The sequence below is a fragment of the Halorubrum salinarum genome (assembly GCF_013267195.1).
Classification (GTDB): domain Archaea; phylum Halobacteriota; class Halobacteria; order Halobacteriales; family Haloferacaceae; genus Halorubrum; species Halorubrum salinarum.
In genome coordinates, this window is sequence record NZ_CP053941.1 from 2,619,809 (window position 1) to 2,634,519 (window position 14,711).

The following is a 14,711-nucleotide window of genomic DNA, read 5'->3' on the forward strand; positions in this document are numbered from 1 at the left end:
CCCGGCGACAAACCCCGGGTATGAAATCCACGCGCAAGGGGCTCCGCGACGGGGACCTCGTCAAGGACACCTACGAGCGGCTCAACTGCGCCGACTGCGACCAGGTCCTGAAGAAGGAGAACGACCCCGACGAGGTGTTCTCGGTCCGGATCTGTCCGGAGTGCGGCGCGCGCTACAAGGAACTCCGCTGAGGCCGCGCGCCCGAGACGCCGACCCGCCGTCAGAGTCCCCGCCCCACCGTCGCTCTCCTTGCTCTCCCGCTCGCGCCCGTTCAGGAGCCGAACGAGTCCGCGACCGACGCCGCAACCGCCAGCGCCTCGCCCGTCACGATCTCGATCCACCGGTACCGCGTGTACGCCTCGACCGTCGACCTGACGGTCCGGTCGGCCGCCGCGACGGCGCCGTCGGGCTCGTCGAACAGCGCGAGGAACTCGGTCGCCAGCCACCGAGCAAGTGGGTTCTCGCTCCCGGCGAGCGACGACGCCGACTCGACGGCCCCCTCGCGCGCGTCGCCGATCGCTGCCGGGTCGTCGGGGAACATCGCGTCGCCCTCCTCGACCCGCGACGCCACGGCGTCGAGCGCACGGAGCCGCGTCCACGCGAGCGCGGTCCGGGTCAGCCCGGTCGCCGGGTTGTCGGGCTCGTAGTCGCCGAACGCGACCGGGTCGAACCACATGCCGTCGAAGCTCCGGTACACGGCGCTCGACAGCAGGGCGTCGCTCGGCGCGCCCCGTTCGACCGCCCGCTCGTCGACGAACGCCTCGGTGCCCGGGTTATGTCGGAGGTCCTCGACGCCCTCGCCGTGGAGCTCGCGAAGCCGGTCGCCGACCTCGCGGCCGATTCGGCTCATCTCGCGGCGGAGCGGCTCGGCCACGGACGCCGGATCGCCGAGCGACGCCGCGTACCGGTCGCGGAGGTACCGGCCCGCTTCCACGTGCGCCTGGACGCGCTCGACGTCGCCGATCGCGTCCCCCGTCCGAAGCGGGTTCGCCCGGTCGGCGGGCCCCACGCCGCCGCCGACGAGCGTCCGCCGGCGCGCCACGTCGTACCACCGCTCCATCGGCCCGTACACCGCGGCGGCCGCGAGCGGGTCCGCGGCCGGACCGGGGAGTTCCCGCAGCGTCTCGGACGCTCGGCGACGCACCGTTCCGAGATCCGGGGCCACCGCGGTCGGATCGCCATCGACGGTCACGGCCGCCCACGTGCCGACGGCGGTCGCGGCGTGCTCGCGCGCCGTCGCGTACCGCTCGACCGCCTCCAGCGGCGTCAGCGACGCCGGCCCGCCCGGCAGCGCCTCGCGGGCCGCCGTCCGCTCGGTCGCGATCTGCTCGCGGAACTCGCCGTTGGGGAGCGTCTCAGCCGTCAGCGGCTCGGGAATCGGCGAGAGGAGGCGGTCGACGCGGTCCGCGAACGCGCTCGCGACCGCGGGCTCGACGTCGACGGGAACGAGCCGCGGACGCTCGGGGACCGACCCGTCGAACTCCCGCGGGACGGCCTCGATGTCGAGCGACGGCGGGTCGTCCCAGAACCGCGGGTCGCCCCCGCCGCCGAGGCAGCCGGCGAGCGAGCCGAGCGCGACTCCGCCGGCGGCGGCCAGCGCGCCGCGACGGGTGAGCCGTCGGGCCATCAGAAGTCACCCCACTCGTCGGTGGCGGTGGCGTTCCCGGGCACGGTCGCGTTCTCCTCGATAACCGCGTACTCGGTGTCCGTCGTCCGGCACGGCGACCGCCCGCTGGAGCCGGAGCCGCGGATCCGCTCGTCGAGCGCGACCGGGAGCCGGAAAAGCAGCGCCAGCGTGACCCTGGTACCGGCCTCGCACGCCGCGTCGGGCGGTCTGAGCTCGCGACAGTACTCGTACTCGACCCGCCCCGGCTGCCACGACACCGAGTGGATTTCGAGCCGCTGGCAGGAGCGGACGCCGGCCGGCGTGACGTACACCGTCTCCGCGTCGTAGTCGGTCTCGTCGAGGAACGCGCGGACCCGCCGCCGGTCCTCGTCGGCGACGCCCGGCGCGGCCCGGATCCGGGCGGCCCGCCCGGCCGTCGTTACGAGCTCCCTCCCGACTCCGGTGGGGCCGTCGGCGTCGTCGCCGCTCGCGTCGTCGTCCGGCGCGACGCCGCCGTCAGTTCCGTCCTCGCCGCCGCTTCCGGCCTCGACGAGAACGGGCTCCCGCCAGTCGTTCCGCACCTTCAGCACGGTCGGGTCCGTGTCGGTTCCGGGGGCGGACGACGACCGGGCGACGGGGTCGGAGTCGTCGGCCGGGTCGCCGCCGAAGCAGCCGGCGAGCGCGCCGACCGCACCGAGTGCGGCGCTACTCAGGAGGGCTCGTCGCGTGGGGGACATACGGCCCGGTTGCGCCGGTCGGAACAAACGTCTTGTGGCGCGCGACCGCCGCCGGATCCGCCCCCGCGCCGCCGCCTCACTCGAAGACGGCGTCGAACGCCGACGCGCCGAGCGGGTCGAAGGTGCCGGCCGCGACGTTCTCGCGGACGTGCTCGGGGTCGGTCGTGCCGACGAGCGAGGCGGTGACGCCCGGGGCGCTCCGCGCGAAGTTGAGCGCGCGCTGGGCCGGCGTCTCCCCCGCGAGCGTCGCGTCCACGTCCGCGGGAATCGCGCCCTCGATCGCCAGGTCGCCCTGCCCGAGACTCGCGCTCGTCACCACCGAGAGCCCGGCCTCGTGAGCGAACGTGAGCGTCGAGACGGGCCCGTCCGCGTCGGCGCCGGGCGGCGCGGGCTGGTTCCGCCGGGTGAACGCGTCGGCCATCGCGACGTTGAACGGGAGCTGGACCGCCGCGAACCCGTGGTCGTCGTCGGGTCCGACCGCCTCGCCGGCCGCCTCGGCGCGGGCGAGGACCTCGGCGAGCGAGAGGTAGTCGTTGGCCCCCTGCGGCACGCGGAAGGCGCTCCACGACGCGACGCCGTACGCGCCGACGTCGCCCGCGGCGCGCCGGCGTTCGAGGGCCTCGAAGGCGGCTTCGAGCGCGTCGTACACCTCGGACCGCGAGCGCACGGCGAGCTGCGTCTCGGGGTTGTGGACGTAGAAGCAGTCGACGGAGTCGAGGCCGAGCCGGTCGAGCGAGCGGTCCAGCGACCACTCCAGGTACGCCGGCGTCATCGCGTGGGCGCCGTTCGCGAGGTCGCCCGGGTCGACGATCCCCGGCTCGACGAAGCGCTCGCGGACGTAGGCGCTCGGGTCCGGAGGACGCTCGCCGTCGAACGGGAGGAAGCCGCCCTTCGTCGCGACGACGACCGACTCGCGGTCGACGGGCGCCTCGCGGAGGGCCTCGCCGACGACGCGCTCGGCGCGCCCGCAGCGGTAGTTGGCCGCGGTGTCGGCGTGGTTTACCCCCGACCGGAGCGCCAGTCCGATCGACTCGCGGGCGGCGTCGTCGACCGCGGGCGTCGGCTCGCCGAGGTACGTCCCGATCCCGAGGCTGGAGACGACGCCGGGGCCGAAGCGCCGGAAGTAGGTGCGCCCGAAGGCGTCGCCGAACCGGTTCCGGTACCCCCAGAGGGCCTCGCGAGTCGCCATGTGGTCGGGGTAGTCGGCTCGCGGGTAAAAGTCGCGCGGGAGGGCGGCTCGTCGCGTTCGACAAACCGCCGCGCGAGCCGCACCGATCGGACCGCCAACGGCGCGAGTCAGTCGGTCACGCGGAAGGTCCGGGCGGTGTCCCTGTCGCCGCGGACCACGTCGACCTCGATCAGCCCCAGGGAGGTGAACACCTCGCCCCAGTCCCGGTAGTACAGCGGCGTCTCGTCGTCGACGTAGTTCACGTCCGGGTCGGCCGCCTCCGCCTCGCCCGCCGGCTCCTCGATCTCGGCCGTGACGAGGAGTTCGTCGGTGATCCGCGCGATCTCCTCGAAGACCCACTCGACGTCGGGGTGGAGGTGTTGGAGCGTCTCGACCGAGTACACGGCGTCGAACGCCCCGTCCTCGAACTCGCCGACGAGGTCCTCTATCGCGCCGCAGTGGAACGTCCCGTCGGCGGCCAGGTCGGGGTAGGTCTCCCGCATCGCGTCGAACGCGTCGGCGTTGATGTCGACGCCCGAGAGGTCGTCGAACCCGTGGGCGGCGAGGTGATCGAGGTGCCGCCCCGAGCCGCACCCCAGTTCGAGGACGGCCGCGTCGCGGTCGAGGTGCGCTGTCAGCGCCTCGCGGATCCGCTCGCTCGTCTCGTTCGGCCCGTAGTGCGCGTAGTAGCGCGGTGAGTATTCGCCCGCCCGGTTCGTCCACGAGTCTCGGACGGCGTTGGGTTCCACGTGTGCCACCGCGGACAGAGACCTAAAACGCCGTCGAACGGCGTCCAGGCGCGGACGCCGGCGGCGGACGTGACCCGGGAGGGCAGCAACGCCGACCGCGCCCCTGCGTCAGACGCACGCACGACGCAACGACTATACGGATTCCTCGTGTCAGACGTGGTAATGGCCTCGCTCACCGACCACCTGGCGGACCTCGTCGCCGATGTGGACGCGGTCCTGCTGTTCTCGCCGACGAGTTCCTTCTACGAGCCGTTCGCGGACGACGGGACCGAGGTCGTCGTCGTCGCGCCCGACAACGACGTCGACGCCGAGACGTTCGTCGAACTGCCGCTCCCCTTCGACAACGTCAAAGACCGGATCCGGTTCGGCATCGAGGGCGCCATGGACGCGGACCTCCTCGCGGAGGGCGACGAGGTGGCCTGCGTCGCGTCGGTGTTCGACGGGGGCTCGGACGCGGTCGTCCGCGTCACCGTCGACGAGGGGATCCACACCGGCATCTACGACCTGTTCGCCAACTCCCGGGCCGAGCCGAGCGTCATCCGCGACGTGTTCGAGGTCGCGATCGAACTCGGCAAGAAGGGGCAGAAGGGCAAGCCGGTCGGCGCGCTGTTCGTCGTCGGCGACGCGGGGAAGGTGATGAACAAGTCGCGGCCGCTGTCGTACAACCCCTTCGAGAAGAGCCACGTCCACGTCGGCGACCCCATTGTGAACGTCATGCTCAAGGAGTTCTCGCGGCTGGACGGCGCGTTCGTCGTCTCCGACTCCGGGAAGATCGTCTCGGCGTACCGCTACCTCGAACCCGCGGCCGAGGGGGTCGACATCCCGAAGGGGCTCGGCGCGCGCCACATGGCGGGCGGCGCGATCACCCGCGACACCAACGCGACCGCCATCGTCCTCTCGGAGTCGGACGGGCTCGTCCGGGCGTTCAAGGCCGGCGAACTCGTCTTGGAGATCGATCCGGAGGAGTACTGAGCGATGTCCGCGGCCCAGATCTCCGTCCCCGAGTTCGTCGCGAACGTCCCGTACCGGATCTGGCTGGCGCTCGGAGTGCTCGCGCTCGGGCTCGTGCTGGCGTACCTCACCGGCGTGATCAACCGCCGACTCCTCCGGCGCGCCGGCGTTCCCGAGGTGATCGAGGGGACCGCCTTCGAGCGGACCGCCCGCGAGTTCGACACCTCGACGGTGCGGATCCTGGCGCAGCTGTCGAGCTACTTCATCCTCGCCGTCACGGTCATCGTCGCCCTGACCGTCGCGGACGTGAACTACCTCGAACAGTTCTGGTCGGGGGTCGCCGCGTTCCTCCCGCGGCTGTTCGTCGCCGTGGTCGTGTTCATCGTCGGTATCGTCGTCGGCGACAAGGCGGAGCTGCTCGTCGCCGAGCGCCTCCGGGGAATCAAGCTCCCCGAGCTCGGCGTGCTCCCGACGCTCGTGAAGTACAGCGTCGTGTACGTCGCGACGCTCATCGCGCTCGGCCAGGTCGGCGTCCAGACGCTCGCGCTCATCGTGCTGCTCGCGGCGTACGCGTTCGCGGTCGTCCTGTTCGCCGCGCTCGCGACGAAGGACTTGGTCGCCTCGGCCGCGGCCGGCGTCTTCCTCCTCCTCCGCCAGCCGTACGGCATCGGCGACGAGGTACGGGTCGCCGGCGAGCGCGGCGTCGTCCAGGAGGTGGACCTCTTCGTCACCCACATCGAGACGGACGGGGAGGAGCACGTCCTTCCGAACCACGCGGTGTTCCGCGAAGGGATCGTGCTGATCCGGGAGTGACTCGCGCGGCGGCGCCGAGTTCGGAACGCACTTACCCGACTGTGTTTTAGGCCCGCCTAAAATGAGGCGACAGGAGGAACAGCTCGTCGGTGCCCTGTTCGACGTGTTGGTGACACAGGGGCACGACGAGGCCCGAAAGCGCCTGTTACGTGCGTACGAGTCCAGCGCGTCCGAGGGTCGCGACGAACTGATTGAACGGCTGATAACGGAGCTCGTCGCCGTGCTCAACGAGCAGCTCGGCCGCCGGGAGGGTGCCGTCGTCCTCACCGACGCGATCGAGTTCCTCTTCGACCGGCTCGTCTCCGTCGTCGAGGTCGCGCCCGTCGCCATCGTCGTCGTCGACGCAGAGGGTGCGGTCCAGCTCTGGAACGACGGCGCCGAGCGGCTGTTCGGCTGGACGGAGTCGGACGCGCTCGGCGGTCGCCTCGTCTCGAAGGAGGCGGACGCGGGCGGGCCGTTCGGCGACTCCCTCTCGCGGCTCGAACGGGGCGAGCGACTCACGGGAGTCGAAACACGCCACCCACACCGAGACGGCTCGCTGGTGGACATCCGGTTCTGGGCGGCCCCCCTCCGCGATCGACACGACGACTTCGCCGGCGCCACGTACGTCGCGACCGACGTCGGAGAGCGGAAGCGCCGCGAACAGCGACTGACCGTGCTCAACCGTGTGTTGCGGCACAACATTCGCAACGACGTGAACGTCGTGTTGGGTCACCTCGAAGCGCTCGCGGCCGAGCGACCCGACGACGACCCGCACGTGGCGGCGATGGAGCGGCGGCTCGCAGAGATCGTCGACCTGAGCGACGCGGCCAGACGCGCCGAGCGGCTTCAGGAGTCCGACGGCGAAGCGAGCCGGACGACATTCGACCTGTCGGCGCTCGCCCGCGATCGAGTCCGCGAATTCGATACCGCCGTCGGCGACGCCGCGTTCAGCGTCGGGGGACCGGACGTCGTCGAGGCCGTCGCCCACGAGCTGCTCCCGTACGCGCTCGACAACCTGCTGGAGAACGCGGTCGAGCACTGCGGACCGTCCCCCCAGGTACGCGTGGCGGTCCGGGAGGAAGGGGACAGAGCGCTCCTCACGGTGGCGGACGACGGCCCGGGGCTCCCGGCGCACGAGCGGGAGGTGTTGACCCGCTCGGACGAGACGCAGCTCACACACAGCACCGGTATGGGGATCTGGTTGGTCCGTTGGATCGTCCGCAGCTCCGGCGGCGAGTTGCGCGTCGAGGAGAGCGAGGCCGGCGGGACCGCGATCACCGTCGTCCTCCGTCGGTGATTGCGCCGCCCGGACGTTCCCACCTCGTGGGATCCGGTCTCACGATATAACTTACCAGACGATCGATACCCGCGTATGAACGACGACGCCACCGCGGCCTGCGACGGCTGGGACGGCAGCGAGTGCGAGGGGACGCCCCACTGCCCCCCGCGCTGTCCGCGGTTCGTCGACAAGGAGGGCACGCGCTGGACGATCCGCCCGGCGAGAGACGCAGACGAGCCGTTCCTCGCCGAGATGTACGACGCGTTCGACCGCGCCCACCGCGCGCAGGGCCTCCCGCCGGTGAGCCGGCGGCGCTGCGCCGACTGGGTCGAGACGATGCTCGGCGAGGCGAACAACGTCGTCGCAGAGCGGGACGGCGAGCTGCTCGGCCACGCGATGTACACGCCGACCGACGCCGCGGTCCCTGAGCTCGCGGTCTTCGTCCACCCCGCCGCGCAGGACCGCGGCGTCGGGACGGAGCTGTGTCGGCACGTGATCGCCAACGCCGCCGCAGCCGGCCGCGAGGGGCTCGAACTCCACGTCGAGACCGGCAACCGCGTCGCGCGGAGCGTCTACCGGACGGTCGGCTTCGAGGTCGCCGAGCGGCGCGGCGACCTCCGGATGGAGCTCGACCTCGACGAGCCGATCGCGACCGAGGTCCGCTGGCCGCCGCTCGCCCGCCAGGGGCCCGCGGAGCCGGCGGTCGACCTCTCGCCCCGTGACGGCGGCCCCGGACGATCTCCGGCTGACGACTGAGGCGAGGCGGCCGCCCGGCCCGCTCTCCGGACCGCCGTCACCGCAACCGTTAGGCCCCGCCGACCCCAGGGTACCGTAACCGTGGACGACGCCATCGAGTGGCTGCGGGACCGCCCCTTCTACGAGGGACAGATCGCCGACCACCGGCGGCTCCCGGCGCGCGAGCCCGAGTTCGGCGACGTGGACCTCGAACCCCGGCTCGCCGACGCGCTCGCCGACCGCGGGATCGACCGGCTCTACCGCCACCAGGCCGACGCGATCGGGGCCGTCCGCGACGGCGACGACGTCGTCCTCGCGACCGAGACGGCCAGCGGCAAGTCGCTCGCGTACACCGTGCCCGCGTTCGAGGCGGCGACGGACCACGGCGGGCGGACGCTCTACCTCGGGCCGCAGAACGCGCTGATCGCCGACCAGGAGGAGTCGCTGTCGGACCTCGCGGCCGACCTCGGCTTCGGCAGCCGCGTCTCGGTCGACTCCTACACCGGGCGGCTCTCGCGGTCGGAGAAGCGCGACGTGCGCGACCGCCGCCCGACCGTCCTCCTCTCGAACCCGGACATGCTCCACTACGCGCTGCTGCCGTACGCCGGGCGCCTCTGGGACTGGTTCTTCTCGTCGCTGGAGTACGTCGTGATCGACGAGGTCCACAGCTACCGCGGCGTGTTCGGGTCGCAGGTCGCGCTGACCCTCCGCCGGCTCGCGCGGACCTGCGAGCGGTTCGGCTCGTCGCCGCAGTTCGTCTGCTGCTCGGCGACGATCAACAACCCAGTCGACCACGTCGCGACGGTCACCGGCCGCGACCCCGAGGGGATCGCCCTCGTCGACGAGGACACCTCCGGGCGCGGGCCGCGCGACTGGGTGCTGTGGAACCCGCCGGAGTACGACGACGACTGCCAGGAACGCGGGAGCGGCCGGCGGAAGTCGAGCCACACCGAGTCGAAGCGGCTGTTCGTCGACCTCGTGACGGCGGGCGCGCAGACCCTGGCGTTCACGCGGGCGCGACAGACCGCCGAGCAGTACGCGACCGACAGCGCGAGCGACCTCCGGGAGCGGGGCGAGCGCGACCTCGCCGGGAGGGTCGGCGCGTACCAGGCGGCGCTCACTGACGACCGGCGCCGGGAGATAGAGGCCGACCTCCACGCCGGCGACCTCCGCGGCGTCTGGTCGACGAGCGCCCTCGAACTCGGCGTCGACGTGGGCGGGCTCGACGCGGTCGTCCTCGACGGCTACCCCGGCACGCGGATGTCGGCCCACCAGCGCGCGGGCCGGGCCGGTCGCGGCGACGACCCCGCCCTCGTGGTGATGGTCGGCGGCGAGGACCAGCTCGACCAGTACCTGATGCGGAACCCGAGCGACTTCTTCGACGCGCCGCCCGAGGACGCGATCTGCGACCCGGAGAACGGCCAGCTCATGCCCGGCCACGTCGCCTGCGCGGCCGACGAGAACTGGCTCTCGCCCGGAGACGAGTGGTTCTTCGGCGACTCGTTCCCGGGCGTGGTGGCCGACCTCACCGACGAGGGCGTCCTGAACCGGCGCGAGGCCGCGAAGGGGACGCGCTGGGTCCACGCCGGGGGGTCGAGCCCGCAACAGTCCGTGAACCTCCGCACCGCCGAGGAGCGCGAGATATCGCTGATCGAGCGGTCGAGCGGCGAGACGGTCGCCACGCTCGGGTTCGCCGACGCGCTCCGCGACGCCCACCCCGGCGCCATCTACCACCAGCAGGGCCGCACCTACGAGGTGGTCGACCTCGACCTCGACCGCGACGTGGCGGAGCTCCAGCAGTCGTGGGCGGACTACTACACGCAGGTGCGGTCGGACAAGGACATCGTCGTGAACGAGGACCTCGACGAGCGCGCGCTCTCGGCGCGCGAGGACGTGCCGGTCCGCTTCGCCGACGTGACGGTGACCGAGCAGATTACGGGCTTCGTCCGGAAGGACGCCGCCACGGGCGAGTCCCTCGGCGAGTCGACGCTCGACCTCCCGGAGACGACGCTGCGGACGAAGGCGCTGTACTTCCCGGTGCCCCGGGACGTCGAGCGCGAGATGCGCCGGCTCGGCGACGCGCTCGACGGCGAGGACGCGGGCGACCCCGAGGTCAGCGCCGACGGCGGCGAGCCCTCCGACGGCGCACGCGACGACGCCGACGGCGAACCGATCCCGGGCGGCGAGTACGCGTTCAACGGCGGGATCCACGCGGCCGAACACGGGATCATCTCGCTGTTCCCGTTCCACCTGCTCTGCGACCGCGCCGACGTCGGCGGCATCTCGACGCCGCACCACCCCCACACCGAGGGGCCGGCCGTGTTCGTCTACGACGGGTACCCGGGCGGCGTCGGGCTCACTCGCCGCGGGCACCGCCGGATCGAGGAGCTGATGACCCGGACGGCGCGGCTCATCGACACCTGCGACTGCGAGGGCGGCTGCCCGGCCTGCGTCCAGTCGCCCCACTGCGGCAACGGGAACGACCCGCTGGCGAAGGCGCCCGCCGTCCGCCTGCTCGAATCGCTGACTGGCGAGGCGGACTGACGGGGCGGGCGGGCCGCCCGGACTTCTCCCGTCCACCTCACAGCGCACCCAAAGTGACTTGCCCGCGGGCGTCGAGCGTTCCGTCGATGGCGCTCGACCTCGACGACGCCGCGGACCCCGCGGCCCGGGCGATGGAGTGGCTCGTCCTCGGCGCGGCGTACTTCCTCCTGCTGTTGTTCCTCATCGGCGTGTTCGACCTGTTCGTCTCGCTGTACCGGCTCCTCGTCGCGGGGAACTTCACCGACCCGGCCGAGGTGGTCGCGCTCCTCGACAGCGTCCTCCTCCTCCTGATCATCGTCGAGGTCCACCGGACGCTCGTGGCCTACGCGCGCGGCCAGCCGGTCCTCCGCATCGTCGTGAGCGCGGCGATCATCGCCGTCTCCCGGCGCGTGATCAGCTTCCGGCTCGAGGACTACGGCGGGGGCGACGAGGCGCTGCTCGCGGCCGCGGCGCTCGGCGTCCTCGTTCTGTCGCTCACGGTCGGCTACTTCCTTCTCGACCGGGTGAGCGTCCCCGGCCGCCTCGAACTCTGATCGCGGCGCGACCGGAGCGCCGCCCGCTGCCGGCCGAGACCCCCGCGCCGCTCCCGGTGGTTTCACGGTGGACGCGCCCGTGTCGATCCCATGGAGCTGTTCTGGTACCGACGGGACCTCAGAGCCGCCGACAACGTCGGGCTGGCGGCCGCGAGCGGGGCGGGCGACGACCCCGACCGCGGCCCCGCAGCGCCCGTGTTCGTCTTCGATCCGAACGTGCTCGACCACGCGAGCGACGTGCGCGTGCGGCGCCTGCTCGACGGACTGGCCGCGCTGCGCGACGACTACCGCGAGCGCGGGAGCGACCTGCTCGTCGCGCGCGGCGACCCGGAGACCGTCCTCCCGCGGCTCGCGGCGGCGCTCGACGCCGACCGCGTCGTCTGGAACCGCGACTACTCCGGGCTCGCCAGGGAGCGCGACGCCGGCGTGCGACGCGCGCTCGACGCGGTCGACGTGGCGCGCGAGGCCCACCACGACGCGGTCCTCCACGACCCCGACGCGATCCGGACGAACGCCGGCGATCCCTACTCCGTGTACAGCTACTACTGGAAGAAGTGGACCGACCGCGAGAAAGCGGACCCGGCGCCGGTGCCGACCGAGGCGGGCCTGGCTGACACCGATCGGCTCGCGGACGCGGCCGACGCCGTCGACGGGGCGGACGCGTCGGGCGCGGTCGCCGACGGCGGCGAGGCGGCGACGCTCGGCGCGGCGGTCGGCGACCTCCCGACGCCCGCGGACCTCGGTTTCGCGGAACCGGACGCGGCGGTCGGCCCCGCGGGGACGGAAGCGGCCCGGGAGCGCCTCGACGACTTCCTCGACGAGGCCGTGTTCGCCTACGAGGCCGAGCGCGACTACCCGGCCCGGGAGGCGACATCGCGGCTCTCCGCGTTCTTCAAGTACGGCGAGATCGGCGTCCGCGAGGCGTACGCGGCCACCGAGGAAGCGATGGCCGAGGCGGAGTCCGACTCGCGGCCCGAGGACGCCCCGGAGCAGGTCGAGGAGTTCCAACAGCAGTTGGCCTGGCGGGAGTTCTACACGCAGGTCCTCTTCCACAACCCGGAGGTGGTCTCCGAGAACTACAAGGAGTACGAGGAGGGGATCGAGTGGCGCGACGACCCCGAGGAGATCGCCGCGTGGAAGCGCGGCGAGACGGGGTACCCCATCGTCGACGCCGGGATGCGCCAGCTCCGCGAGGAGGCGTTCATGCACAACCGGGTGCGGATGATCGTCGCCTCCTTCCTCACGAAGGACCTCCTCGCGGACTGGCGGCACGGCTACGACCACTTCCGCGAGCACCTCGCCGACCACGACACCGCCAACGACAACGGCGGCTGGCAGTGGGCGGCCTCGACGGGGACCGACGCGCAGCCGTACTTCCGCATCTTCAACCCGATGACGCAGGGGGAGCGCTACGACCCGGACGCGGAGTACATCACCGAGTACGTCCCGGAGCTCCGCGGGCTCGACGCCGACCTGATCCACGAGTGGCACGAGCTGTCGCCCACCCAGCGCGCGAACGCCGCGCCGGAGTACCCGTCGCCGATCGTGGACCACTCGGAGCGGCGCGAGGCGGCCCTCGCGATGTACAAGCGAGCGCGCGGCGAGGACCCGGACGACTGAGACCGCGGCGCAGAGAGCGCGTTCGTCCCGCGACCGAACGTGGGGCGCCGACGCCGGCTCAGTCGGCGACCGCGGCCACCATCCCCTGCTTGTAGTACCGCTGGAGCGTGACGAACAGGACGATGGGGACGATCATCGTCAGCACCGAGCCGGCGGCGACGAGCCCCCAGTCGATCTGGAGGCGCCCCTTCATCAGCGGCAGCACCTGCGGTGCGAGCTGGTTCTCGCGGGACCGCATGAACACGAGGGGGAAGAAGAAGGAGTTCCACACCCACGTGAACTGGATCACCGCCACCGAGACGAGCGCCGGGGCGGAGTACGGCAACACGATCGACTTGAATATCTGGTACCGCGACGCGCCGTCGATCCGGGCGGCCTCCTCCAGCTCCTCGGGGAGCCCCAGCAGGAAGTTCCGGAGGAACATGACGACCCATCCCATCCCCCAGCCGATGTGGACCAGGATGAGCCCCATGTACGTGTCGAACAGGCCGGTCGTCCGCAGCGTGTTGTAGTTGCCCATCGCCACTAACTCCGGCGGCGCCGCCATGACCACGATGAGCAGGAAGAACAGCGCGGTCTTCAGCGGGAAGTCGAAGCGGGCGAACGGGTACGCCACCATCGTCCCGAGCAGCGTCACGGCGAGGACGGACGGCACCGTGACGATCGCGGTGTTCAGCATCGCCTGCCGCATCGGCCCGGACTGGAACGTCCACGCGCGGGCGTAGTTCTCGAAGGTGACGGTGAACGTCTCGAAGTTCCACCAGCCCTGGATGATCTGGTCGAGCGGGCGGACGGAGGCCATGAACAGCCCGACGAGCGGGACGAGCCACAGGAGCGCGACCCCGATCGCGACGACGTACCTGAGGGCGCGCGGCCCGCTGGGGACCGCCGCGCGGACCCGTTCGGGGAGGGGCCGGTCGGCGATCGGTGCGGTCTCCGGCGGCTCGTGGTACACGCGCCCGCCGTCGGTCTTCGGGTCGCTGTCGGCGGCGGACTCCGGTTCGTCGCCGGCGTCGGTCGGATCGGCCGAGTTGTGTGTGTCAGTCATCGTGTATCAGTCCATTGACGCGATGTACCATGCCATCGGGAGCGCGATCACCAGTTCGATGAGCGCGACGACCATCGCCTTGCTGTACTCGATCGGAACGGAGAACGCCGCCTGGTACACCTCTAAGCCGAGGACGGAGAACACCCCGCCGGGACCGCCCGAGGGCCCCCCGGCCGCGTAGACGATGGCGAAGATCCGGATCACCCAGATCATGCTCATGATCACCACGACCGCCGTCACGGGCTTGACGAGCGGCCAGATGATGTCCTTGAACCGCCTGAACCGCCCCGCGCCGTCGACGCGGGCGGACTCCAGCAGCGCGGGGTCGATCCCCGCGAGCGCGGAGCTGTACAACAGCATGCTGAATCCGGTCTGGACCCAGACGCCGCCCGCGATCAGCGCGTAGATCGCGATCTGCGGCTCCTGGACCCAGTTCCGCACCACCGACTCCAGCCCGATCGACCGGAGCAGCCCGTTGAAGATGCCGGCCTGCGGGTCGTAGACGAAGAGGAGGACGAGCCCGATCACGACCGTCGGCGTCGTGAACGCGAGGAACACCATCGAGCGCAGGATGCTCCGCCCGCGCAGGTCGGCGAAAAGCAGCGCGAGCCCGAGGCCGAGCAGCGTGCTCAGCGGGACGTGGACAACCATCCAGATGATGTTCTGCGGCAGCGCCCCCATCGGGTACTGGAGCGCGAGGAGGTTGTCCCAGTTGATGATCGCGTCGTCGTTGAACGTCGCGATCCACGTCTCGAACCCGGCGAACTGCCCGATCGTGAACCCGTCCCAGGTGAAGAAGCTCCCGACCGCCGAGTACAGCATCGGCCCGACGGAGAAGATGCCGAACAGCGTGAGCCCGGGGAGCATGAACACGAGGATCGCGGTGAGCTTCTCCCCGTCCACGTCGCGGTCGAGCCGGTCCTCTAGGTACGATTCGACGGACATG

General features: G+C 71.8%; 14 protein-coding genes. 8 read left to right on the plus strand and 6 right to left on the minus strand.

Features of this window, described 5'->3' with window-relative positions:
• Positions 1–20: 20 nt before the first annotated feature.
• Positions 21–191, plus strand: a complete 171-nt coding sequence (locus HPS36_RS13385; RefSeq protein ID WP_173230526.1) for an HVO_0758 family zinc finger protein — start codon at positions 21–23, stop codon at positions 189–191.
• Between the two features lie 80 nt (positions 192–271).
• Here HPS36_RS13385 and HPS36_RS13390 read toward each other — a convergent pair whose 3' ends face one another.
• From HPS36_RS13390 to HPS36_RS13405, 4 genes are all read right to left on the minus strand, one after another.
• The gene (locus HPS36_RS13390) at positions 272–1,627 is read right to left on the minus strand and encodes a hypothetical protein (RefSeq protein ID WP_173230527.1); all 1,356 of its coding nucleotides are present in this window, start codon (positions 1,625–1,627) and stop codon (positions 272–274) included.
• Positions 1,627–2,343, minus strand: a complete 717-nt coding sequence (locus HPS36_RS13395) for a hypothetical protein (protein WP_173230528.1) — start codon at positions 2,341–2,343, stop codon at positions 1,627–1,629. The genes HPS36_RS13390 and HPS36_RS13395 overlap by 1 nt, the downstream gene beginning before the upstream one ends.
• A gap of 76 nt (positions 2,344–2,419) precedes the next feature.
• Positions 2,420–3,532, minus strand: a complete 1,113-nt coding sequence (locus HPS36_RS13400; RefSeq protein WP_173230529.1) for an aldo/keto reductase — start codon at positions 3,530–3,532, stop codon at positions 2,420–2,422.
• A 107-nt stretch (positions 3,533–3,639) separates the two neighbouring features.
• A complete protein-coding gene (locus HPS36_RS13405) occupies positions 3,640–4,260 on the minus strand; it encodes a class I SAM-dependent methyltransferase (protein ID WP_137716260.1) in 621 nt (206 codons plus the stop codon).
• 162 nt (positions 4,261–4,422) lie between these two features.
• On the opposite strand from HPS36_RS13405, the gene dacZ reads away from it, so the two are divergent.
• The 7 genes from dacZ to HPS36_RS13440 all read left to right on the plus strand — a co-directional run bounded on the left by dacZ (position 4,423) and on the right by HPS36_RS13440 (position 12,717).
• Positions 4,423–5,232: a diadenylate cyclase DacZ gene (dacZ, locus tag HPS36_RS13410; protein WP_137716261.1), complete on the plus strand. Its 810-nt coding sequence runs from the start codon at positions 4,423–4,425 to the stop codon at positions 5,230–5,232.
• A gap of 3 nt (positions 5,233–5,235) precedes the next feature.
• On the plus strand, positions 5,236–6,024 hold the full coding sequence (locus tag HPS36_RS13415; RefSeq protein ID WP_137716262.1) for a mechanosensitive ion channel domain-containing protein: 789 nt from the start codon (positions 5,236–5,238) through the stop codon (positions 6,022–6,024).
• 61 nt (positions 6,025–6,085) lie between these two features.
• The gene (locus HPS36_RS13420; RefSeq protein ID WP_173230530.1) at positions 6,086–7,303 is read left to right on the plus strand and encodes a PAS domain-containing sensor histidine kinase; all 1,218 of its coding nucleotides are present in this window, start codon (positions 6,086–6,088) and stop codon (positions 7,301–7,303) included.
• Between the two features lie 75 nt (positions 7,304–7,378).
• Positions 7,379–8,041 carry a GNAT family N-acetyltransferase gene (locus HPS36_RS13425; RefSeq protein ID WP_173230531.1) on the plus strand — a complete coding sequence of 221 codons (663 nt, stop codon included), beginning with the start codon at positions 7,379–7,381 and terminating at the stop codon, positions 8,039–8,041.
• An 81-nt stretch (positions 8,042–8,122) separates the two neighbouring features.
• Positions 8,123–10,564: a DEAD/DEAH box helicase gene (locus HPS36_RS13430; RefSeq protein ID WP_173230532.1), complete on the plus strand. Its 2,442-nt coding sequence runs from the start codon at positions 8,123–8,125 to the stop codon at positions 10,562–10,564.
• A gap of 86 nt (positions 10,565–10,650) precedes the next feature.
• Positions 10,651–11,097: a phosphate-starvation-inducible PsiE family protein gene (locus HPS36_RS13435; protein ID WP_173230533.1), complete on the plus strand. Its 447-nt coding sequence runs from the start codon at positions 10,651–10,653 to the stop codon at positions 11,095–11,097.
• A 90-nt stretch (positions 11,098–11,187) separates the two neighbouring features.
• Entirely contained in the window at positions 11,188–12,717 is a 1,530-nt protein-coding gene (locus HPS36_RS13440; protein ID WP_173230534.1) for a cryptochrome/photolyase family protein, read from the plus strand.
• A gap of 58 nt (positions 12,718–12,775) precedes the next feature.
• On the opposite strand, the gene HPS36_RS13445 is transcribed toward HPS36_RS13440, so the two are convergent.
• Both HPS36_RS13445 and HPS36_RS13450 read right to left on the minus strand, forming a co-directional pair.
• Positions 12,776–13,765, minus strand: a complete 990-nt coding sequence (locus HPS36_RS13445; protein ID WP_173230535.1) for a carbohydrate ABC transporter permease — start codon at positions 13,763–13,765, stop codon at positions 12,776–12,778.
• Positions 13,766–13,771: 6 nt separating this feature from the next.
• Positions 13,772–14,710 (minus strand): carbohydrate ABC transporter permease, encoded by a 939-nt coding sequence (locus tag HPS36_RS13450; protein ID WP_137695016.1) that lies wholly within the window; start codon positions 14,708–14,710, stop codon positions 13,772–13,774.
• Position 14,711 lies beyond the last annotated feature (1 nt).

Coding starts and splice junctions, on each gene's coding strand:
- HPS36_RS13385 (WP_173230526.1), top strand. CDS start 21: ATGAAATCCACGCGCAAGGGGCTCCGCGACGGGGACCTCGTCAAGGAC.
- HPS36_RS13390 (WP_173230527.1), bottom strand. CDS start 1,627: ATGGCCCGACGGCTCACCCGTCGCGGCGCGCTGGCCGCCGCCGGCGGA.
- HPS36_RS13395 (WP_173230528.1), bottom strand. CDS start 2,343: ATGTCCCCCACGCGACGAGCCCTCCTGAGTAGCGCCGCACTCGGTGCG.
- HPS36_RS13400 (WP_173230529.1), bottom strand. CDS start 3,532: ATGGCGACTCGCGAGGCCCTCTGGGGGTACCGGAACCGGTTCGGCGAC.
- dacZ (WP_137716261.1), top strand. CDS start 4,423: ATGGCCTCGCTCACCGACCACCTGGCGGACCTCGTCGCCGATGTGGAC.
- HPS36_RS13415 (WP_137716262.1), top strand. CDS start 5,236: ATGTCCGCGGCCCAGATCTCCGTCCCCGAGTTCGTCGCGAACGTCCCG.
- HPS36_RS13420 (WP_173230530.1), top strand. CDS start 6,086: ATGAGGCGACAGGAGGAACAGCTCGTCGGTGCCCTGTTCGACGTGTTG.
- HPS36_RS13425 (WP_173230531.1), top strand. CDS start 7,379: ATGAACGACGACGCCACCGCGGCCTGCGACGGCTGGGACGGCAGCGAG.
- HPS36_RS13435 (WP_173230533.1), top strand. CDS start 10,651: ATGGCGCTCGACCTCGACGACGCCGCGGACCCCGCGGCCCGGGCGATG.
- HPS36_RS13440 (WP_173230534.1), top strand. CDS start 11,188: ATGGAGCTGTTCTGGTACCGACGGGACCTCAGAGCCGCCGACAACGTC.
- HPS36_RS13445 (WP_173230535.1), bottom strand. CDS start 13,765: ATGACTGACACACACAACTCGGCCGATCCGACCGACGCCGGCGACGAA.
- HPS36_RS13450 (WP_137695016.1), bottom strand. CDS start 14,710: ATGTCCGTCGAATCGTACCTAGAGGACCGGCTCGACCGCGACGTGGAC.